Here is an 18,866-nt window from a genome sequence, read left to right as displayed (position 1 = left end):
CATCCAGTATAAACATGCATTTGCATCTTTTGTTCCCCCATTCGGAACATTTCTCCAGAAACTTAAGTTCTACTTTTTGTAGAAGATTTCGGATCGCACGCCATCTTTGAGAAACTGGTAAACATGCCCCAAGCCACTGTCCATCTGCTCCGCCACGGCGAGGTCCACAATCCCGACGGCGTTCTGTACGGACGGCTCCCCGAATTCCACCTCTCCGAACTGGGGCAGGAGATGGCCAGGACCCTCGCCGAGCACTTCCGGCAGCGTGCCGAGCAGGGCGCACGGATCACCTACCTGGCCGCGTCGCCGCTGGACCGTGCGCAGGAAACTGCCCGGCCGACGTCGGAAGCCCTGCACCTGGAAATCCACACGGAGCCGCGGATTATCGAGGCGGAAAACTACTTCGAGGGCATGAAGGTCACCAAGGCAGAACTCCGCCGGCCCAAGCACTGGCCCCGGCTGGTCAATCCACTGCGCCCGTCGTGGGGCGAGCCCTACACGCAGCAGGCGGCCCGCGTTGCCGCCGCAGCGCAGGACGCCCGGCTCCGGGCAATTGAACTGGCCGCCGGCGATTTCGGTGCCGCAGGACCCGAGGCCATCCTCGTGAGCCACCAACTGCCCATCTGGGCCGCACGGCTCAGCGCCGAAGGCCGGCCCCTGTGGCACGATCCCCGCAAGCGCGAGTGCACGCTGACCTCCGTCACGTCCCTGGTGTTCGACGACGCCGGCTCCCTGGTGCGGGTCGACTACAGCGAACCCGCCGCGTCCCTTCTTCCCGGTGCCGCCAGCACCCCTGGAGCCTAGCTGTGACCAATGATTTCCTCCCTACGCGCCGGAGCATGCTCGCCGCGGGCGGCCTGGCCCTCGGCGCACTGACCCTGGGCTTGTCCGGCTGCGCCCAGGAAGACGCCCTGGCCAAGCAGGCAAAGGCCGGCGACAACAAGAACTACGTGGCAGGCGACGGTTCCGTCACCGAATTCGCCGCCGGCGACCGCAAGGAAGCCGTCCAGATCCAAGGGGCACTCTTCAGTGGCGCCAAGGTCACCCCTGCCGACTTCCAGGGCAAGGTCAGCATCCTGAACTTCTGGTTCGCCGCCTGCGCCCCGTGCCGGGTGGAGGCGCCCATCCTCGAAGAACTCCGTCAGGAGTTCAAGGACCAGGGCGTGCAGTTCTTCGGCGTCAACCTCCGGGATGAGAAGCCCACGGCGCAGGCGTTCGAGAAGACCTTCAACCTGACCTACCCGAGCTTCGATGACAAGGACGGCGGCGTCCTGCTGTCCGTGTCCGGCCTGGTTCCGCCCGGGGCAGTTCCCACCACCCTGGTCCTGGACAAGCAGGGGCGCGTGGCGTCCCGGGTCCTCGGCGAGATCGAAAAGGGCACCTTGAAGGCCCTCATCACCGCCGCCGTGGCGGAGTAGGGCGGCCCGGGAACCGTGAACAGTCCCTTCGCCGAAGCCATCCTCAGCGGCTCGCTCCTCCTGGCCATCCCGGTGGCGCTGCTTGCCGGGCTGGTGTCCTTCCTCTCGCCCTGCGTGCTGCCCCTCGTTCCGGGCTACCTCGGCTACGTCACGGGATTGAGCGGCGTTGACCTGCAGAAGCAAAAGCGCGGCAGGATGCTGGCCGGCATCGGCTTGTTCGTCCTGGGCTTTTCGGTGATCTTTGTCCTGCTGGGCGGCGCCTTCGGGCAGCTGGGCACCCTGATCAGCGGCAGCCGCAATGCCTGGATCACCCAGCTCCTGGGGATCCTGGTGATCGTCATGGGCATCGTGTTCATGGGCGGCTTCAGCTGGCTCCAGCGGGACGCGAAAATCCACGCCAAACCCCCTGCCGGGCTCTGGGGAGCACCGTTGCTGGGCCTGACCTTCGGGTTGGGCTGGGCGCCGTGCATCGGGCCTACCTACTCCGCCGTGCAGCTGCTGAGCCTCTCCGGCGGATCGTCCGCAGCCAAGGGCGCATTCCTGGCGTTCGTCTACAGCCTGGGACTGGGCATCCCGTTCCTGCTGATCGCGCTGGCGGTGCGCCGCGGGATGGGCGTCATGGCGTTCTTCCGCAAACACCGCCTTGCCATCCAGCGGACCGGCGGCGGCATCCTGGTGGTGCTGGGCCTGCTGATGGCCACCGGCGTCTGGGGAGCCTGGGTGACCGGGCTGCAGTACTGGTTCCAAACCGACGTGAAGTTGCCGATCTGATGAGCGAGCGTGTGAACGTAAAGAAGAAGCAAGCCACCCCTGTCGCGGAAGCCAAGGCAGAAGCCACCCTCCCGGTGCTGGGCCCGGTTGGCATGCTGCGGTGGGCCTGGACCCAGCTGACCAGCATGCGGACAGCACTGTTCCTGCTGCTGCTCCTCGCCGTCGCCGCCGTCCCCGGCTCCCTGTTCCCGCAGCGGCCTGCCAACCCCTCCGTGGTGACCCAGTACATCAAGGACCACCCGGACTACGGCAAGCTGCTGGACTCCCTGCAGCTCTACGACGTCTACTCCTCGGCCTGGTTCTCCGCGATCTACCTGCTGCTCTTCATCTCGCTGATCGGTTGCGTGGTGCCGCGAGCCATTGCCCACTACAAGGCCATGCGTTCCCAGCCGCCGCGTACCCCGCAGCGTTTGTCCCGGCTCCCCGAATACGGCACCCTGGTGGTTCCCGCCGACGCCGGGATCCCGGCGTCGGACGCCATCCGCAGCGCCGCCGGGCTGCTCCGCAAGCGCGGCTACCGCGTGGAGGTCAGGGATGCCGACGGCGCCCTGCCGTCCCTGGGTGCCGAGCGTGGCTTCCTGAAGGAAGTGGGCAACCTGGTCTTCCACACCTCGCTGATCGGCGTGCTGGTGTCCGTCGCCGCCGGCGGCCTGTTCGGGTACAGCGGCCAGCGCATCCTGGTGGAAGGCGACACGTTCGTGAACACCCTGGTGGGCTACGACCAGTTCAACCCGGGCACCAACTTCCAGTCCAGCCAGCTCCAGCCCTACTCGCTGCAGCTGGACAAGTTCAACATCACCTTTGACCGGGAATCGAAGGGCAAGTTCGGCCAGCCCATCGACTTCTCGGCCGCCGTCACCACCAAGGAAACCCCGGACGCCCCCGCCAAACAGGAAATCCTGAAGGTCAACGATCCCGTGAGCCTGGGCGGCACCAGCATCTACCTCACCGGCAACGGCTACGCACCCGTGGTCACGGTCCGCGACGGAGCCGGGAACATCGCCATGCAGGGCCCGGTGGTGGCCAAGCTGCAGGGGGACAACTACTACTCCTCCGTGGTGATCAAGGTCCCCGACGCGAAGCCGGACCAGCTGGGCTTCGTGGGCTTCTTCCTCCCCACCGCGTTCGTCACGGACAAGAACGTTTCGTTCAGCGCCGACCCCGAGCTGTTCAACCCGCAGCTGACCCTGAACTCCTACTACGGCGACCTGGGCCTGAACAGCGGTGCGCCGCAGAACGTCTTCGAACTCGACGTCAGGAACCTGACGCCGCTCAACGCGAGGAACCTGGCCGCAGGCGGCATCACCCTGGCTCCGGGCTCCAGCTACACCCTGCCGGATGGCAAGGGCACCATCAGTTTTGACGGGGTGAAGCGCTACATCGGTGTGGACATCCACCACAACCCGGGCCAGGTCTACGCCCTGGTCTTCGCGCTCCTCGCGGTGGCGGGCCTGATCGTCTCGCTCTACGTCAACCGCCGGCGCGTCTGGGTGCGCACCGGCACCGCGGCGGACGGCCGGACCATGGTGGAGTACGGGCTCCTGGCCCGCGGTGAGGACCACCGCCTCGCCGGCGAGGCGGCCGCCCTCCGGAAACTCTTCGCCACGGAATGGCAACTGCCCGAGGACAACGCCGCCGACGAAACGGCATCCGACCACGCTGATGCCGAAGGCACCGCCGGGTCCCAGCAAACTCCCAGCCGGGCAGGCGATAATGTCGCAGGCTCCGTCAGCACCCCAGCAGGCCCCACCGGGCCCGAAAAGGACCAGTAATGCCATTTGGAATCAACGAAACCATGGGCCAGTACAGCGAACTCTTCATGCTGCTGGCGGCGGGTACCTACACGGTGGCTTTCATCGCCTTCGCATGGGACCTGGCCAAAAGCAGCAAGGCGCTGCGCGCAGTGGACCTCAAGGCGGCCCAGGCGGGTGCCCCGGCCAAGGTTCCCGTAGCAGCCGGCGTTGGCGCCGGCTCCGCCGAGGCCCGCCTGGACGGGCCCGCCGGCCGGGCCGAGCGGCCGTCGTCGTCAACTGCCAAGGCCAACGGGGCAGGTTCCGGCGGCGTCGCCACGGCCGACGGCGACATGAAGTACGCCGCGGAGCGCCGGGTCCCGGCGCGGGTCGCCGTGGCCCTGACCACCCTCGCCGTCCTCATCCACGGCGCCGGCGTGGTGACCAGGGCCCTTGGTGCCGGCCGGGTGCCATGGGGCAACATGTACGAATTCCTTACCACCGGCGCGTTCCTGGTGGCGGCTGTGTTCCTCCTCTCCCTGATCCGCCGCGACCTCCGCTTCCTGGGCACCTTCATAGTGGGCCTGGTCATCATCATGATGGTTGCTGCATCCGTGGCCTTCTGGACCCCCGTCGGCCACCTCGTGCCCGCGCTGCAGAGCTACTGGCTGGTCATCCACGTTTCCATTGCGGTGCTGTCGTCCGCCTTGTTCACACTGACGTTCGCCATGTCCGCCCTGCAGCTGGTCCAGTCCCACCGGCAGAAGGCCGTCGCCGCAGGCGGCGCCGACAAGCTCGGCTTCATGCGCCTGGTGCCCTCGGCGCTCAGCCTCGAAAACCTGTCCTACCGCATCAACGCCATTGCCTTCATCGGCTGGACCTTCACGCTCATGTTCGGTGCGATTTGGGCGGAGAAGGCCTGGGGCCGGTTCTGGGGCTGGGACACCAAAGAGGTATGGACGTTCGTGATCTGGGTTGTCTACGCCGGCTACCTGCACGCCCGGGCCACCCGCGGCTGGACCGGAACCCGCGCCGCCTGGCTGTCGATCGTGGGCTACTGCTGCGTGATCTTCAACTTCACCATCGTGAACACGTTGTTCAACGGGCTCCATTCCTACTCCGGGCTCTAAGCCGCCGGCATCGAATAACCATTCGATGTAGCAACAGGGCTGTTCCCCGGTCCTTCGGAAATGCTACTTTGGTCAGGTTCCCTGTGATGAAGTTTGCAGGCGGATCACCAGTTTTCCGAGGTACCCATGAGCTATGCTCTCGCCGTCGACGTCGGAACCAGTTACACAGCGGCCGCCGTTGTCCGTTTCGACGAAGGTGCTTCGCCCCTTCCGGAGTGCCTGCCGTTAGGCCTCCGAGGAACGTCCGTGCCCTCCGTTGTGTACTACCCGGAAGAGGGCCCGGTCCTGGTGGGGGAAGCCGCGGAGCGTCGCGGCCTTGACTCACCCGGCCGCGTCATCCGCGAGTTCAAGCGGCGCGTCGGTGACGACGTCCCGTTCGCCCTGGGCACCCTGGCGGTACGGCCTGAAGATGTGTTCGCCACCGTGGCCCGGTGGGTGGCCAGCCGTGCGGCCGAACGCGAAGGCGCGCTCCCGGCGGCCATCTTCCTGACCCACCCGGCAGCCTGGGGAATCCACCGGCTGTCCGCCATCCGCGACGCGCTGGCCGCCCACGGCCTGGACAACGTCACGCTCCTTCCCGAACCCGAGGCTGCGGCCCTGCACTACGCCTCCCAAGTGCGGGTGGAGGACGGAAGCACCATCGCGGTGTACGACCTCGGCGGCGGGACCTTCGACACCGCCGTGCTAAGGAAGTCCGGCGGCGGCCGCTTCGAGCTCCTGGGCCGCCCCGATGGCATCGAGGACCTGGGCGGGGCGGACTTTGACGCCGCCGTGTTCCGCTACGTCGCGCAGCATACCGGCACTGTCCTGGCGGACCTCGACCCCGCCGATCCCGCCGTGATGGGCGCCCTGAGCCGGCTCCGGCGTGAATGCGTCGAGGCCAAAGAGGCCCTCTCTGCGGACAGCGAAGCCACCATTCCGGTGCTGCTCCCCGGCGTCCAGCAACAGGTGCGGCTGGTGCGGGCCGAGTTCGAGGCGCTGATCGAGGACCCCGTGCGGGACACGGTGGACGCGCTGGAACAATCACTGGCCAGGCTCCACCTTGAAGCCGCGGACCTCTCCGCGGTCCTCCTGATCGGTGGCTCGTCACGGATTCCCCTGGTGGCGCAGCTGGTGTCCGAACAACTGGGACGGCCCATTGCGGTGGACGCCGATCCGAAATCATCCATCTGCCTCGGGGCCGCCGTGGCGGCCGTCCTGGCACACGCAGCGGCCGCCCCGGCCCTGGCCGCCGCGTCCGGGCCTGTTGCCGCGGCAGCCGGGGGCCCGGCCGCCGTCGTCCCTGTTCCCGCAGCACCAAGCGTGTCCGGTGCCCCGGTCAGGCCCAGCTGGTCACGCCAGCATGCGACGACGGCGGGGGCCTTGGTGGGGACGGGCCGGCTTACCGGAGTGCGGGGCGGCCGAAGGGGTGCGCACGCCCCGAAACCGACGGTCCGCGTCACGGCGGTCGCCGCCGCGGCCGCCATCCTGACGGTCCTCACGGCCACGACCGCCCAAAGCCCTGCCGGGTTGGGGAACCTGACGTCGATATTCGTCCCGCAGGCAGGGGCCGACACCGGAGCTTCCGGTCCGGGAACGGCCACCGGCCCGGCAGGGACGGAAGCCCCGGGCACCGGGGGAGCCGCTGTCGCGGTGAACCCGCAGCCGCTGGTCGGAATCGAGGCCGTTGCGAAAAAGCCGCTCGCGCCGCAGGCGGGCCTGGACGTTTCCGCCTCTCCCACCAGCAAACAGCAGGAGCTGGGCGGTGCGGCGACTACGGGCGCCGGGGCCGCCGATGGTGCCACGGCCGGGGGCGCCCCGGCAGGGACGGGGACCGCCGGCACAGGAGTGGTGCCTGAATCCGTGACCGTGGCTCCCGCGCCGCCACCGGATACCGCCCCGCCCGGCAGCACGGGCCCCGGGACGGGAACTGCCTCTCCGTCGGACACCGCGACACCGACGGAGACCGCGCCGCCGAGTACCACCACCGAACCTACGCCTGTTTCCGGTTCCACGAGCCCCACCGACCCGGCCACCTCGGCAGCACCCACGCCCACACCGCTCTCGACGGCGGTGCCCACCACGACCGGGGTTTCTGACCCGGCCACGGCTCCCATCGTGTCCCCGACATCGGTAGACCTGACGCCCGTGCCGGCCACCGCCCCATCCCCGACGCCCGAGGAAACAAACCCTACGCCCACGCCCACTGATGCGGCCGTGGCGACGGCCCCGACGACGTCCCCGGCGGCCTGATATGGACGGGAACCTGCAGCGTGTGGAACGGCCCGGATCCCTGCACGCTGCGCTGCAGCAGCACCCGGGGCACCCGCCCCATGCCGCGGAATTAGTGGCCACGCAGTTGAGGGGGGCCAACGGTGCAGTACGCGAACTGCTGCTGGCGCTTTCCGTGGGTTTCGCATTGCCCGGTCCGCTGCCGGCAGAGCTTCAGCACAAAGTTGGCAGGGGAGCGGACAACCTTGACGCCCTGGTGGACCGCGCCGAGTCAGCGGGGCTGCTGATGCCGGACGGCTCGGTGGTGGGCCCGGCCCGGCACGCCCTGTTGGCCGTTACCCCGACCGCCAAGATCCATGCCCTCCAGCGGGAACTCGTAACCGTCTTCGCGTCCGCAGGGCAACCGCTCGGAACCATTGCCCGGGAACTGGCACGGGGAGGCCTCGCAGATCCGCGCGTAGCCATGGAACTGGAGCAGGCCGCAGACGCGGCGCTGCAGCATGACCCCAGGCTCGCCTCGCAGCTCTACGAGGAGGCCCTCCTGGCCGGAGCCGATCCCCTGGCAACTGCAGCCCGGCGCGCGCAGGCCGCAGCCGGTGACGGGGAACTCGACGCCGCGGCGCGGATCATCGACACCCTCCTGGTCAGCCCAGACCCCCCGGACGTCCGCCGCGGCGTCGATGTGGCCGCCTCCGTGTGGGCCCAGCGGGGAATGCTGGCCCGCGCCGGCGACGCCTACAACTGGCTGGGCCCCGAGCGCGTGGGGGCATCCGCGCCGCTGGCCGCCGTCGCCATCCTGGGGACCGGAGACCTCAAGGGCGCGGAAGCCTTCTTTCCGCCGGGAGCCCCGCAGGCCTCCCCGACACTCCTCGCGTCCGCACTGCTCCAGACCGGCGAGGGAATCCTCGCCTCCCTGGGGGAGAAACCGCAACAGGGAATCGCCGTACTGATCCATGCCTCGGACCTGCTGAACTCGGCCGGCACGGCGCTTCCGTTGCCGGAAACACCCGGTGCACTGGCCGCACTGCTGGCCCTGCACAGCGGGGAGCCGCACCTGGCCGAGACAGTATGCCGGGCAGCCGTGGCGGCGGGCCAAGGAGGAAGCGCCGCCCAGCCAAGGCTCCTGCTCATCCAGGCCTGGGCGGCCATGATGCAGGACAAACCCGACGAGGCGCGGCTGGCAGCCACGGAGGCCGCCAAGATCAACCACTGGCCGCTGGTCCCGCGTGACGAATTCCTCAGTGCGGCGCTCGACGTGGGGCTGGCCCGCAGGAATGGCGAGGTTCCGGAACTCCTCCGGGCCTGGGAACGCGCCCGCGAGGCCATGCTGCATACATCCGTGGACCTCTACAGCGTGCTGCCCTGGGGCGAACTCCTCATTGCCGCGTCCCGGCTGCGGGAGACGCGCCGCGTGGCGCATTACGTGGACGAGGCGTGGAAGCTGCTCGGCCGCCTGGGGGAACCTCCCTTGTGGACCGTTCCGCTGCATTGGGCCGCGGTGCAGGCTGCGCTGCTGAACGAGAGCCCCGCCGACCTCGCCCCACACGCGACGGCGCTGGCCAGGGCCTCGACCCACAGCCACCTCGCCGCCATCCTGGCCGCCGCGGGCAAAGCCTGGGTTTCGGTGCTGGCCGGGAGGTTCCGGCCCGCCGAAGTGGAGGGTGCTGCCAGGCTGCTGGGCGGGGTGGGGATGCCATGGGAGGGGGCACGCCTCGCCGGGCACGCTGCCGCGCGGGCTGAGGACCGCAGGGACATGATGCGCCTGCTTGCCTGCGCCCGGGACCTCCACCCGCAGGGCGGCCCGGCCGGGACGCCGGAGGTATCGGCAGGAACCAACGCCGAGACCGGCGGAAAGGGCCAGCCTGACGCCTCGGGACTGAGCGAGCGGGAGAAGGAAGTGGCCAGGCTGGTGCTGGAAGGCAAAACGTACCGGGAGATCGGGGAGTCCATCTACATTTCGCCCCGGACGGCGGAGCACCACATCGCCCGCATCAGGCGCCGGCTTGGGGCCGAGAACCGCTCCGACCTGCTGGCCCGCCTGCGCCTTGCCCTCGGCACCGACAATTCCGCGCCGGCCAAACCCCAGCACCTGCATCCGCGGCAGGAATGAAACCCCTAATGCCCCTAGCGGCGGGGGTGCCCGAACCCCGCATCCAGGCCCGCCGTTAGGGGGAATGAGCCCGATGCCCCGTGCACGGCTGCGAACCTAGGTTTGAACCAGGCCGGGTCCTGCACCCGTCGATTCCGAAACTCGAAGAAGATGTGAGGAGCAGGCAGATGCCAACACTCGCGAACGACCTCGTGCAGTTCCTCATGAAACTCTTCGGCGACCGGGAAGCAGTCCAGGCGTTCCTGGACAACCCGGAACGGGCGTTGGCGGACCACGGATTGGGCAACGTATGTTCGGCCGATGTCGACGCCGCCATGCCTGTTGTCCTCGACTACGCCCCCATCACGGTCAACGCTTCCTCGTTCGAGCGGAGCTACAGCAGCGGCGGTAACGGCCCGTGGACCGGTCCCGCGGGCCCGGCGGCAGGGCCCGGCGGCCATGGCACGGGCTACGGCGGTACTGCCCACGACCCTGACGACCACGCCTACGCAGTCCAGCAGCTCCACCACGTGGTGGACCATTTCCCCCACACCGCCGGCGCCACCATCGTCGATGAGCGGGCCACCATCGCAGGCCAATCCGCGCCACAGAACGTCTGGGCCCACGGGGACGCGGAACAGTGGTTCGACAACGAGCTTGCGGTGGCACCGGGTGACCACGCGGCCGCGGCCTCAGCCCATGCCCCAGCCGTGTTCGGCGACGCCGCCATTGGGGCTCCAGGTATTGGGGACGCAGGTCCCGGGGACGCCGATGCGGCGAACGGCCCCTGGGACGATCACGGCGGGCTGTCCGGCTCCCTGGCCGCCGGTCCCGGCCTCGACCCGGATGATTCATCCGCCGAGGAACCCGGGCATTCCGGCCACGCCCTGGAGGCCGGCCTGTTCTCCCCAGCCGGCGGTCCGTACAGCGATCCCGCCGGACATGGGGCCATGGCGCTGGATGCACACCCGGACGACCCCTTCCAGGACAACGCGGCCACCAGCCTGGTCGGGGACAGCCAGCTCGATTTCGCCGAGGATAACCCGGCCCACCCTGATGCGGACCTGGAGGCCCACCACATCATCGACGTTCCGGTGGTTGACGACTCAGCCGGGCTGTAACACGCTGGTGCCGGAAAGGTAAACCGGCGGGCAGGAGGCGTCCACCTCCCGCCCGGGACATTGGGTACTGGAACGAAGGGCGCGCCGTGGCAGAAGCAGGACCCGCAAGGCCCGTTGACCCCATGACGGCGGGCCAGCTGATGAAGCTGGTTGAGCAGGGCTTGCAGCTGGTGGGGAGCGGGGACCGCCCGGACCTGCGGAAGAGGCTGGAGCAGGCTGTGGGCCGGTTGCAGGATCCAAGCATCAGGGTGATTGTGGTGGGGGAGTTCAAACAGGGCAAGAGCAAGCTCATCAATGCCCTGGTGAACGCCCCCGTGTGTCCGGTGGACGATGACATTGCCACGTCTGTTCCCACAGCTGTCCGGTACGGGGACCCGGCGTCTGCCGCCATCCAGGTTCCCGCGGCCGGCACTCCCGACGGCGAGGAAGAAGGCCTCGAACGCCGTCCAGTGGACCTGGCGGAGCTGCCTGCGCTCGTCTCCGAGCAAGGCAACCCGGGCAACAGCAGGAAGCTGACCGCCGCAGAGGTTTACCTGCCCAGGCGGGTCCTGACCGGCGGCCTCACCATCATCGACTCCCCGGGTGTGGGCGGCATGGGGTCGACCCACACGCTGACGACGCTTACCGCACTGCCTACGGCCGACGCCGTGCTGCTGGTCTCGGATGCGTCCCAGGAATACACCGAACCCGAACTCCGCTTCCTGCGAAAGGCCATGCGGATCACTCCCAGCGTGGCAGCGGTGCTCTCCAAGACAGACCTCTACCCGGACTGGCGGCGCGTGGAGGCGTTGGACAGGGCCCACCTTGACCACGTGGCACCGGACATTCCGCTGTTCCCCGTGTCCGCAGACCTACGGCTGGAGGCCTCGCGGCTCCAGGACAATGAGCTCAACGCCGAATCCGGCTATCCCGGCCTGGTAGCGCACCTGCGCAATGAGGTCGTTGCGAAGGCCCAGCGCCTCCAGCGGCGCTCCGTCAGCCAGGACCTGCTCTCGGTCACGGCGAACCTCCGGTTGTCCCTCCAATCCGAGCTGGAGGCCCTGGAGAATCCGGACGGGACCCCGCACATGCTCGAGGCGCTGGAACAGGCCAAAGCCGAAGCCGACGAACTGCGGAAACGCTCCGCGCGCTGGCAGCTGACCCTCAGTGACGGCATCAACGACCTCATTGCCGACATGGAGTACGACCTTAGGGACCGCCTGCGCCGGATCCAACGCGAAGCCGAGGCCGCGATCGACCAAGGCGATCCCGGGCCGGTCTGGACCGAGTTCTCCCAGTGGCTCGAAGAATGCGTTGCCGCAGCAGTTTCCGACACGTTCGTCTGGACCAGCGAACGGTCCCAATGGCTCGCGGCCCAGGTGGCAGAGCACTTTGCCGCGGACGAGGTGTCCTTGCCCGTCCTGCACGTCTCCGACGCGGGGGACGCCCTCGACCCGGTGGACCAGATGCCCGGGTTGGATCCCGGCCGGGTGAACCCGGTCCAGAAGGTCCTGATCGGCATGCGCGGGTCCTACGGTGGCGTGCTGATGTTCGGCCTCCTCACCGGGATATTCGGGATGGCCCTGATCAATCCGCTCTCCGTAGGAGCCGGCCTGCTGCTGGGACGCAAGGCCTACCGGGAAGACAAGGAAGCGCGGCTGAAACGCCGCCAGGGCGAAGCCAAAACCCTGGTCAGGCGCCAACTCGACGACGTGACGTTCCAGGTGGGAAAGCAACTCAAGGACAGGCTTCGCCTGGTCCAGCGGACCACGCGGGACCACTTCACTGAAATCGCCGACGAATACCACCGCTCCCTGTCCGACTCCGTGGCGGCAGCCCAAAAGGCCGCCAACTCCTATGCCCAGGAGAAGGAAGGCCGCATCCGGGACATCAGGACCGAGCTCAAGAAGGTGGAGGCATTGCACCGGGCCGCCGAAGCCATAGCCGCCGAGGTAAGCGCCTCCGGCGTCCGCACCGCGGCGGGGGTGGGATGACAGCGGCCACCATGGCCGGGGCCGCGAAGCTCATCCGGGACACCCTGGAGGCCTACCGCGACGACCGGGAAGCCGCCGGGATGCTGCAGGGCTATGCCCGGCGGCTCGCCGAGCCGCTCAGGATCGCCGTGGCGGGCATGGTCAAGGCAGGGAAGTCCACCCTCCTGAACGCCATCATCGGTGAAGAAATCGCTCCCACGGACACCGGCGAATGCACCAAAATCGTCACGTGGTACCGGCACGGACCCACGCCGCGCATCACGCTGCACCCCGTCAATGGGGAGCGGCGGAACCTGCCGCTGAAACGCGTGGACGGTCGCCTGGTCTTCGTCCTGGACGGGATGCAGGCGGAGGAAGTGGAAAGGCTCGAGGTCGAATGGCCGGCACCGGCACTGCAGGGCATGACCCTGATCGACACCCCGGGGATCGCATCCCTGTCCCGGGACGTGTCCGCACGGAGCCTGGCGTTCCTCACTCCGGAGGATTCGGCCTCGGAAGCTGACGCCGTCATCTACCTGATGCGCCACCTGCACGCGTCAGACCTCCGGTTCCTCGAATCCTTCCATGACACCCGGGCCGGGCGCTCCGGCACGGTCAATGCCATTGCGGTGCTGTCCCGTGCAGATGAAGTCGGGGCCGGCCGGATTGACTCCCTGATTTCCGCCGGCAGCATCGCGGAGCGGTACAGCCAAGACCCCAACCTGCGGAAACTGGCGCTGGCGGTGGTCCCCGTGGCCGGACTCCTGGCCCAAAGTGCCCGCACCCTCCGCCAGGCAGACTTTGAGGCCCTGCGCATGCTGGCAGGCCTCGACCGGACCGTCCGTGAAAGGATGCTGCTTTCCGCCGACAGGTTCCGCCGGTCCACCGAGCCCGCGGGACTGACGGAGGAGGCACGGACGGGCCTCCTGGAGCGCTACGGGCTCTTTGGCATCCGGCTGGCTTCGGTCCTTATCCGGAACGGGTTTACCGAAGCCACACCCCTCGCCCACGAGCTTGCCCGGCGCAGCGGACTGGATCCGCTGCTGGATGTGCTGGACCGCCAGTTCCAGGCGCGGTCCGAGGCGCTGAAGGCCAGGACCGCGCTGGCGGCAGTGGAGAACCTCCTGGCCAGCCGCCCCCGCGAGGGGACGGAGCGCCTGGCGGCCGCCCTGGAACGGCTCCAGGTAAACGCCCACGAGTTCCGGGAGCTCCAGTTGCTCGCGGTGTTGCGGACCACGGGCGTGGACCTGCCTTCGGAACTGAGTGCGGAAGCTGAACGGCTGGTCGGCGGCAACGGCGCGGCCTCCTGGGTGCGGCTGGGCCTGGACGCCGGGTCCAGCCCCGAGGTGCTGGCGGCCGAGGCCCGTCGGTACCTGGCACGCTGGCGCGGGGTGGCCGAGAGCCCCCTGACCGGAAGGCCGGCCGCGGAGGCATGCCGGGTGGTGATCCGCAGCTGCGAGGGCGTGGTGGCCGGGAGCTCCGGCCGGCAACGCCAGCCGCGGTCAGCCTAGGGAGCGTCCTCGCCGCAGCCAGGCGCCGGCCGTCGGCAGGAACAGCAGCACCAGTCCGCCGAACGCCAGGGCCATTCCGGCCACCCACAGCATCACCACATAGCTGCCGGCCGCGCCGGTGGGGACCAGGAAAACGGACGCCAGCAGCAGCACGGGCAAGTGGCTGGCCAGCAGCGTAAGAAGGACCCAACGTGCCCAGGCCCTGCGGGCCAGCACAGCAGCCAAGGCCATCGCCTCCAGGAGCGTGGCCAGCAGCAGGGCGCCCATGCTTCCCCAAAAGACGATCTCCGCCGCGGTGCCTGCGGACGCCATGCCGTTGCGGGCCGCTGTGTCCGCCACCACGGCGCGGAGGCGGTGCAGGTTCGAATCGCGGGCCACGAACGAGCCGGCCAGCACGGTAAGCCCGGCGAGGAAGCTGAGGACCCAGAGGGTGCGTGCAGTCCTGACCGTGCCGGGCAGGGAAGGGGTGGCCGGGATGGGCGGCGGTGCGGACCAGGACATCCCCGGCCGAGGTGGAGGATGGGACAGACGCTGCTCGTCTCCTCCGGGCGGGGACGTCATGGCCCCTATTTCAGTCCGTCGGTATCGTGTTCGTCGGTGTCGTGCCTGGGTTTCCGGTCGTCGTCCTTGGCCTTGGCATCCAGTTCATCCTTGAGCTTCTTGAGCCGCTCAGCCTCGGCCTGGTTACGGCGCCGGGCCTCCAAGTTGCGGAGGAAGTCGGGATCGTCGTCAGGAGCGGTGGGGTGGGGGTAGCTCGGCCGGGGCTGCGCTGTGCCGCGCGGCCTGCCGATCAGCAACCACAGGATGGCGCCCAGGACGGGCAGGATGATCTGGACGATAATCCACGCCGGTTTGGAAATGCCCCGGGTCAGGCGGCCCTCGGTACGGATCACGTCCACCAGGCCATACACAAAGATGACGAGGACTGCGACGGCCAAAGCCACACGGAAGAGCATGCCATCAAGTCTATCGTCAGGACGCGCAGGGGCCGCGGGCGGAGGCGGCTAAACTTGAATAGTGGCCTTTTTGAAATATTCCCTGATCCGGCTCGCGATCTTCGTGCCCCTGTTCGTCCTGTTCGCGTTCCTGCAGGTCGGGGTGTTGATGTCCGTGGTCTGCGCCGCGGTCATTGCCTTCGCCATCAGCTACCTGTTCTTCCAGAAACAGCGGGACGCTGCCACCGCAGCCCTGCAGCATCGCTTTTCCGGAAAGGCCAAGCCGCTTCGCTCGGCCGGGGAAATCCAGGACGCGAACGCCGAGGACGCCCTCCTCGATGCCAACCCCGACATCACCATCAACAATGCCAAGGGCAAAAAGAACGCCTAGAACCCGTGGCTGAGGATCAGCCCCAGTGAGAACAAAATGCTGTAGCCGAGGTTGATCAGCCCGGTCTGCTTAAGGACCGGGATCAGGCTCTTGCGCTTGCGCCCGTTGATCATCAGCCAGGCCGGCATCAGGCATGCCGGAATGAGCAGCAGCACAATCAGGATCCATGGCCGGCCAGGGGCCAGGATCACCACCAGCAGGATGGCGACGGCCAGCATCAGGACGTAGCTTTCGCGCGCATGCTTGTCTCCGAGCCGCACGGCGAGGGTCTTCTTGCCGGCCTGCATGTCCGTGGGGATGTCCCTGACGTTGTTGGCCATCAGCAGTGCGGTGGCGATCAGCCCGGTCCCGATCGCGCCGATGACTGCCGGCAGGCTGATGTGCCCGGCCTGGGTGTAGGTGGTACCCAAGGTGGCCACCAGGCCAAAGAACACGAAGACGAACAGGTCGCCGAGGCCCATGTAGCCGTAGGGGTTCTTGCCGCCCGTGTAGCCCCAGGCGGCCATGACGCAGCCCAGCCCCACCAGGATCAGCCACCACGCCTGGGTCAGGACCACCAGGGCCAGGCCGAACACCATGGCCAGGGCAAACGTGCCGAACGCGGCCCACTTCACATGCTCAGGCTTGGCGGCGCCCGAGCCCACCAGCCGCAACGGCCCGACGCGGTCGTCGTCGGTACCGCGGATGCCGTCCGAGTAGTCGTTGGCGAAGTTCACGCCAACTTGCAGCAGGAGTGCCACCAGGGCCGCGAGGATGGCGTTGGGCAGCAGGAACGAGTCCATTTCGTAGGCGGCGGCGGTGCCGATCAGCACCGGCGCGATCGCTGCCGGAAGTGTCCGGAGTCGGGCGCCTTGGATCCATTGGGCGGCTGTGGCCACGGTTAGTACCTCGTGTTGTTTCGATATGACGGCAGGATGGAGCGGGCGCACCCGCCGCGGTGGTGCAGGTCCACTCTACTTTCCCTCGTGCAGGGCACTGAGTTCCGCGGTCATGGCGAGCCGGTCGGGTTTGCCGTTTGGCAGCATCCGCAGCTCCGGTGCGGTGAGGACGGTCTTGGGTGCCAGGACCCCCAGTTGCTGTTGCCACTGTTGTTGGAGCACGACGGCGGAGTCCCCGGCTTCGTGCCCGGAAGCGCCGTCCCCGGCAAGGGCCACGTAGGCGGCCACGGCCTGGCCCCATTCCGCGGAGGGAACGCCGGCAACGAACGCCGAGGAGACGGCGTCGGACTGTTCCAACTGCTCCTGCACGTGCGCGGCGGAAACCTTGATGCCGCCGGTGATGATGACGTCGTCGGCCCGGCCCAGCACAGTGAGGCGGCCGTCGTCGTCGATGGAGCCGAGGTCGCTGGTGCGGTACCAGCGCACGCCGTCCTCCTCGAAGAACGTCCCGGTTTCTTCATCCGGTGCCTCGATGTAGCCGGCCGCCACCGTGTCCCCGCCCAGGAGGATCCGGCCGTCCGCGGCCACCCGGACAGAGACGCCTTCCAAGGGGTAGCCGTCGTAGATGCAGCCGCCGGAGGTTTCGGCGGAACCGTAGGTGGTGATCACCCGCACGCCGGCGTCCCGGGTAGCTGCCAGCAGGGACTGCGGCGCCGGGGCGCCGCCCAGCAGGATGGCGTTGAACCGGCGGAGCACCGCGAGGGTTTCCGGCGACGGGTCATCCAGGAGCCGCTGGAGCTGGGTGGGAACCAGGGAGGTGAAGCGGATTTTGTCTGTCAGTTCCAGCGCTGCGGCGGTGAAGGCCTCCGGCGTGAAGCCGCCGGACATGTCCATGACCCAGGGACGGGTCCCGGCGAACAGGGACCGCACCAGCACCTGGATTCCGGCAACGAACTGCACGGGGAGGGCCAGCAACCATTGCCCCTCTCCCTTGAGTCGCAGCGCCGTGGCCATGGACGAGGCCGCCAGGGACTCCACCGTCAGCAGCGTCGCCTTGGGGGTACCGGTGGATCCGGAAGTGCGGACCACGGCCACGGCGTCGTCGCAGCCGGGGGTTTCCACGTGCCCCACTACCAGTGTCCCGTCTGCCCCGACGGAGAGTTCGACGGCGGGGCCCTCGCCGTGGAGGGCGGCCGCGAGGGCTTTCAGGGCCGGTTCGATGTTGAGGGGGCCGCCGGTGCCGGCGGCCGGTGATTCGTCGCTGTTCATTGCCGTCCCTTCTTAGAAATAGTGCGGGAAGCGTGACCAGTCGGGGTCGCGTTTTTGCAGGAAGGCTTCCTTTCCTTCCACGGCCTCGTCGGTCATGTAGGCCAGCCGGGTCGCCTCGCCGGCAAACACCTGCTGGCCCGCCAAGCCGTCGTCGGCCAGGTTGAAGGCAAACTTCAGCATGCGGATGGCCTGGGGCGACTGCCGGGCGATGTCCGCCGCGTATTCCAGCGCCACTTCCTCCAGCCGCGCGTGGTCTACAGCCTCGTTTACGGCGCCCATCCGAACCATGTCCTCAGCGGAATATTCGCGGGCGAGGAAGAAGATTTCGCGGGCGGCCTTTTGGCCCACCTGCCGCGCCAGCAGAGCCGAACCGTAGCCGGCGTCGAAACTGCCCACCGTGGCGTCGGTCTGTTTGAACTTGCCGTGCTGCCGGGACGCGATGGTGAGGTCTGAGACGACGTGCAGCGAGTGCCCGCCGCCGGCCGCCCAGCCGTTGACGACGGCGATGACCACCTTGGGCATGGTCCGCATGAGCCGCTGGACTTCGAGGATGTGGAGCCGTCCGGCACGGGCGGGGTCGATGGTCTCCTGGGTCTCGCCGTCGGCTGTGTTTTGTACTACGTACCGATAGCCGTCCCGGCCCCGGATCCGCTGGTCGCCGCCCGAGCAGAAGGAGTGGCCGCCGTCCTTGGGGGAGGGGCCGTTGCCGGTGAGCAGCACGGTGGCAACGTCCGGGGTCATGCGGGCGTGGTCCATGGCGCGGTACAGCTCATCCACGGTGCCTGGACGGAACGCGTTGCGGACCTCCGGCCGGTTGAATGCGATGCGGACCGTGGGCAGGTTACGCACCCAGCCGCCGTCGGAATCCCGCTCCACCTGCCGGTGGTAGGTCATGTCCTGGAAGTCCTCGAAGCCGGAAACCACCCGCCAGCGCGTGGGATCGAAGACGTCGGACACCGGGGCGGGGATCTGGTTGCTCACCGTCCAAGTCTAGTAATCGGCGTCAGCTGATGCAGAACTCGTTGCCCTCGGGGTCCGCCATGGTGTGCCAGGAATGCGGCCCTTGCCCGGCCGTCCACAGGAAAGTGGCGCCTCGCGCCTCGAGTTCGCCCCGCACCTCGTCCTTGTCCCGGCCGTCCAGCCGCACGTCCCAGTGCACGCGGTTTTTCACGGTTTTCTGCTCGGGGGCGGTCTGGAAGAGCATGCGACGCGCGGGGGCTTTGGCTTCTATTTCCTCGGGCGGCCGGATGGCGGCGCCGTCCTTCCACACGAGGTTTCCGCGGTGCGTTATGGTCTGGTCCCCGGTGGCGTAGCCCTGCTCGATCATGGAACGGATGAAGCCGGCATCCTGTGGTTCCACCGCCCACTGCAAGGTTTCGGCCCACCAGTCGGCGAGCTCATGCGGGTTTGACGAGTCGATCACGATTTGGATATTCAGTCCCATCCGTCCACGGTAAGGG

The 18,866-nt window shown here is 68.2% G+C and carries 17 protein-coding genes; 11 read left to right on the top strand and 6 right to left on the bottom strand.

The window, feature by feature from the left end:
* The first annotated feature begins 123 nt into the window (after positions 1 to 123).
* The 10 genes from QRM96_RS10155 (at position 124) to QRM96_RS10110 (ending at position 13,933) form a co-directional block, all read left to right on the top strand.
* The gene (locus QRM96_RS10155; RefSeq protein ID WP_026264588.1) at positions 124 to 804 is read left to right on the top strand and encodes a histidine phosphatase family protein; all 681 of its coding nucleotides are present in this window, start codon (positions 124 to 126) and stop codon (positions 802 to 804) included.
* A 35-nt stretch (positions 805 to 839) separates the two neighbouring features.
* A complete protein-coding gene (locus QRM96_RS10150) occupies positions 840 to 1,418 on the top strand; it encodes a TlpA family protein disulfide reductase (RefSeq protein WP_285319620.1) in 579 nt (192 codons plus the stop codon).
* A gap of 15 nt (positions 1,419 to 1,433) precedes the next feature.
* Positions 1,434 to 2,189 (top strand): cytochrome c biogenesis CcdA family protein, encoded by a 756-nt coding sequence (locus QRM96_RS10145; protein ID WP_109045204.1) that lies wholly within the window; start codon positions 1,434 to 1,436, stop codon positions 2,187 to 2,189.
* Entirely contained in the window at positions 2,189 to 3,961 is a 1,773-nt protein-coding gene (resB, locus tag QRM96_RS10140; RefSeq protein ID WP_285319527.1) for a cytochrome c biogenesis protein ResB, read from the top strand. Before QRM96_RS10145 ends, resB begins: the two co-directional genes overlap by 1 nt.
* Positions 3,961 to 5,049 (top strand): c-type cytochrome biogenesis protein CcsB, encoded by a 1,089-nt coding sequence (gene ccsB / locus QRM96_RS10135; RefSeq protein WP_133830580.1) that lies wholly within the window; start codon positions 3,961 to 3,963, stop codon positions 5,047 to 5,049. The genes resB and ccsB overlap by 1 nt, the downstream gene beginning before the upstream one ends.
* Positions 5,050 to 5,175: 126 nt before the next feature.
* Entirely contained in the window at positions 5,176 to 7,281 is a 2,106-nt protein-coding gene (locus QRM96_RS10130) for an Hsp70 family protein (RefSeq protein ID WP_285319526.1), read from the top strand.
* Position 7,282: 1 nt separating this feature from the next.
* Entirely contained in the window at positions 7,283 to 9,370 is a 2,088-nt protein-coding gene (locus QRM96_RS10125; RefSeq protein ID WP_285319525.1) for a LuxR C-terminal-related transcriptional regulator, read from the top strand.
* A 167-nt stretch (positions 9,371 to 9,537) separates the two neighbouring features.
* Entirely contained in the window at positions 9,538 to 10,470 is a 933-nt protein-coding gene (locus tag QRM96_RS10120; protein ID WP_285319523.1) for an IniB N-terminal domain-containing protein, read from the top strand.
* A 122-nt stretch (positions 10,471 to 10,592) separates the two neighbouring features.
* Complete coding sequence (locus QRM96_RS10115; RefSeq protein WP_285319618.1) at positions 10,593 to 12,443, top strand: dynamin family protein; 1,851 nt, start codon at positions 10,593 to 10,595, stop codon at positions 12,441 to 12,443.
* Complete coding sequence (locus QRM96_RS10110; protein WP_285319521.1) at positions 12,440 to 13,933, top strand: dynamin family protein; 1,494 nt, start codon at positions 12,440 to 12,442, stop codon at positions 13,931 to 13,933. The genes QRM96_RS10115 and QRM96_RS10110 overlap by 4 nt, the downstream gene beginning before the upstream one ends.
* On the opposite strand, the gene QRM96_RS10105 is transcribed toward QRM96_RS10110, so the two are convergent.
* Together QRM96_RS10105 and QRM96_RS10100 are read right to left on the bottom strand one after the other, a co-directional pair.
* Positions 13,925 to 14,434 (bottom strand): hypothetical protein, encoded by a 510-nt coding sequence (locus tag QRM96_RS10105; protein WP_285319520.1) that lies wholly within the window; start codon positions 14,432 to 14,434, stop codon positions 13,925 to 13,927. The two genes, QRM96_RS10110 and QRM96_RS10105, sit on opposite strands and share 9 nt — an antisense overlap.
* A 65-nt stretch (positions 14,435 to 14,499) precedes the next feature.
* Positions 14,500 to 14,889, bottom strand: a complete 390-nt coding sequence (locus QRM96_RS10100; protein WP_018761759.1) for a PLD nuclease N-terminal domain-containing protein — start codon at positions 14,887 to 14,889, stop codon at positions 14,500 to 14,502.
* Between the two features lie 61 nt (positions 14,890 to 14,950).
* On the opposite strand from QRM96_RS10100, the gene QRM96_RS10095 reads away from it, so the two are divergent.
* The gene (locus QRM96_RS10095; RefSeq protein WP_018761758.1) at positions 14,951 to 15,259 is read left to right on the top strand and encodes a DUF4229 domain-containing protein; all 309 of its coding nucleotides are present in this window, start codon (positions 14,951 to 14,953) and stop codon (positions 15,257 to 15,259) included.
* On the opposite strand, the gene QRM96_RS10090 is transcribed toward QRM96_RS10095, so the two are convergent.
* The 4 genes from QRM96_RS10090 to QRM96_RS10075 form a co-directional block, all read right to left on the bottom strand.
* A complete protein-coding gene (locus tag QRM96_RS10090) occupies positions 15,256 to 16,137 on the bottom strand; it encodes a 1,4-dihydroxy-2-naphthoate polyprenyltransferase (RefSeq protein WP_018761757.1) in 882 nt (293 codons plus the stop codon). The two genes, QRM96_RS10095 and QRM96_RS10090, sit on opposite strands and share 4 nt — an antisense overlap.
* A gap of 75 nt (positions 16,138 to 16,212) precedes the next feature.
* The gene (locus tag QRM96_RS10085) at positions 16,213 to 17,406 is read right to left on the bottom strand and encodes an AMP-binding protein (protein WP_285319517.1); all 1,194 of its coding nucleotides are present in this window, start codon (positions 17,404 to 17,406) and stop codon (positions 16,213 to 16,215) included.
* Between the two features lie 12 nt (positions 17,407 to 17,418).
* Positions 17,419 to 18,387 carry a 1,4-dihydroxy-2-naphthoyl-CoA synthase gene (locus QRM96_RS10080; protein ID WP_285319516.1) on the bottom strand — a complete coding sequence of 323 codons (969 nt, stop codon included), beginning with the start codon at positions 18,385 to 18,387 and terminating at the stop codon, positions 17,419 to 17,421.
* A 22-nt stretch (positions 18,388 to 18,409) separates the two neighbouring features.
* The gene (locus QRM96_RS10075; protein ID WP_018761754.1) at positions 18,410 to 18,850 is read right to left on the bottom strand and encodes a VOC family protein; all 441 of its coding nucleotides are present in this window, start codon (positions 18,848 to 18,850) and stop codon (positions 18,410 to 18,412) included.
* Positions 18,851 to 18,866: the final 16 nt, after the last annotated feature.

It is taken from the genome of Pseudarthrobacter sp. lyk4-40-TYG-27 (assembly GCF_030209295.1).
Classification (GTDB): Bacteria; Actinomycetota; Actinomycetes; order Actinomycetales; family Micrococcaceae; genus Arthrobacter.
This window is presented reverse-complemented; position numbering and strand designations above follow the sequence as displayed.

What these genes read in the sequence shown, in the direction of transcription:
- QRM96_RS10155 (WP_026264588.1), top strand. Translation starts at nt 124, where the DNA reads ATGCCCCAAGCCACTGTCCATCTGCTCCGCCACGGCGAGGTCCACAAT.
- QRM96_RS10150 (WP_285319620.1), top strand. Translation starts at nt 840, where the DNA reads ATGCTCGCCGCGGGCGGCCTGGCCCTCGGCGCACTGACCCTGGGCTTG.
- resB (WP_285319527.1), top strand. Translation starts at nt 2,189, where the DNA reads ATGAGCGAGCGTGTGAACGTAAAGAAGAAGCAAGCCACCCCTGTCGCG.
- ccsB (WP_133830580.1), top strand. Translation starts at nt 3,961, where the DNA reads ATGCCATTTGGAATCAACGAAACCATGGGCCAGTACAGCGAACTCTTC.
- QRM96_RS10130 (WP_285319526.1), top strand. Translation starts at nt 5,176, where the DNA reads ATGAGCTATGCTCTCGCCGTCGACGTCGGAACCAGTTACACAGCGGCC.
- QRM96_RS10125 (WP_285319525.1), top strand. Translation starts at nt 7,283, where the DNA reads ATGGACGGGAACCTGCAGCGTGTGGAACGGCCCGGATCCCTGCACGCT.
- QRM96_RS10120 (WP_285319523.1), top strand. Translation starts at nt 9,538, where the DNA reads ATGCCAACACTCGCGAACGACCTCGTGCAGTTCCTCATGAAACTCTTC.
- QRM96_RS10115 (WP_285319618.1), top strand. Translation starts at nt 10,593, where the DNA reads ATGACGGCGGGCCAGCTGATGAAGCTGGTTGAGCAGGGCTTGCAGCTG.
- QRM96_RS10110 (WP_285319521.1), top strand. Translation starts at nt 12,440, where the DNA reads ATGACAGCGGCCACCATGGCCGGGGCCGCGAAGCTCATCCGGGACACC.
- QRM96_RS10105 (WP_285319520.1), bottom strand. Translation starts at nt 14,434, where the DNA reads ATGTCCTGGTCCGCACCGCCGCCCATCCCGGCCACCCCTTCCCTGCCC.
- QRM96_RS10100 (WP_018761759.1), bottom strand. Translation starts at nt 14,889, where the DNA reads ATGCTCTTCCGTGTGGCTTTGGCCGTCGCAGTCCTCGTCATCTTTGTG.
- QRM96_RS10085 (WP_285319517.1), bottom strand. Translation starts at nt 17,406, where the DNA reads ATGAACAGCGACGAATCACCGGCCGCCGGCACCGGCGGCCCCCTCAAC.
- QRM96_RS10075 (WP_018761754.1), bottom strand. Translation starts at nt 18,850, where the DNA reads ATGGGACTGAATATCCAAATCGTGATCGACTCGTCAAACCCGCATGAG.